Annotated in this window: 1 protein-coding gene; it reads left to right on the top strand. The window is 38.8% G+C overall.

The genetic code is table 11. From position 1 onward, the window contains the following. On the top strand, positions 1-603 hold a 603-nt coding region (locus tag R7M72_RS25565), incomplete at its 5' end, for an HlyD family efflux transporter periplasmic adaptor subunit (protein WP_318056523.1). Positions 604-1106: the final 503 nt, after the last annotated feature.

Here is a 1106-nt window from a genome sequence, read left to right as displayed (position 1 = left end):
TCTTTAACCGTTGGAAAAAGGTTAGACGAGAACCAAGCCAAGATAGAAGAGTTAAAGCTCGAAAGATTGAATGAAATCGTCGAAGAGTTGCGGAATACCAAAAAAGAAGTCGTTGCCATTCGTGAAGAGTATCGATCTGCTCAAGATGTGGTGGCTAGAACTTCAATCAATGCGCCAATCTCAGGCCGCGTAGTGAACATGCAAGTGTTCACTGAAAAGGGGGTTATTGGTTCAGGACAAACGTTGTTAGAGTTAGTGCCTCAAGATGATAAGTTGCTTGTTGAAGCAAGAGTCAATCCGCAAGACATTGACTTGATCAATCCAGGACAACAAGCGCATGTGCGATTAACCGCTCTGAATGCACGAACATTGGCTCTTTTCGATGGCACGGTGCTGACTGTTTCTGCGGATAAACTGTCACAAGAAAACCAAGATGACTATTACCTAGCGCGAATCTCAATTTCTCAAGATGATGTTGCCAAGTACCGTTTGACATCCGGAATGAACGCCGAAGTACTCATTTTGTCTGAGCCTCGAACACCGCTGAGTTATTTGATTAAGCCACTGACAGAAAGCATGAACCGAGCATTTCGAGAAGAATAGGTATTCTGTCTTCGAAGAAGCGTATTCTCGCCAATTACATGCCTCGCTGGATATAGATCTAGCGGGGCATTTTTCTTTTTCAAATAGCGTATTTGAATCGGATATATGTTGCTAAGATTGAACCAATCTACCGATGGTTTTCGAGTGACAGTTTTAATTATCAACACTCTGATGTTTTGATTTGTCAGTTTGTTTTTATCGGTATTTTTGAGGGGCTTAATAATCCAAATCGAAAACGAGTGATATTTTCTTGGTTATTTGTAGGAATTATCCTGCTTTGTAGGTTTTGTATTACTTAAGATCGGTAATTTTCTTTCCTATATATCAATTTTTGCGATCGAGAATGGTTAAGTTTCGCTATAAATCATAATGCGTCGAATCATTCCTAATGTTTTTTGAAAATAATGTCTATTAACTGGTGTGGATTACGGCTTTCTTCTTGATTTTTGTTTTATCTTGTTGATTTTTAATAGATGATTTCTATTTTGGCTTGGTCTGATAAA

It is taken from the genome of Vibrio sp. YT-18, assembly GCF_033337345.1.
GTDB classification, from domain to species: domain Bacteria; phylum Pseudomonadota; class Gammaproteobacteria; order Enterobacterales; family Vibrionaceae; genus Vibrio; species Vibrio alginolyticus.
Note: the sequence above shows the minus strand (reverse complement) of the source record. Positions and strands in the feature narration are given on the sequence as shown.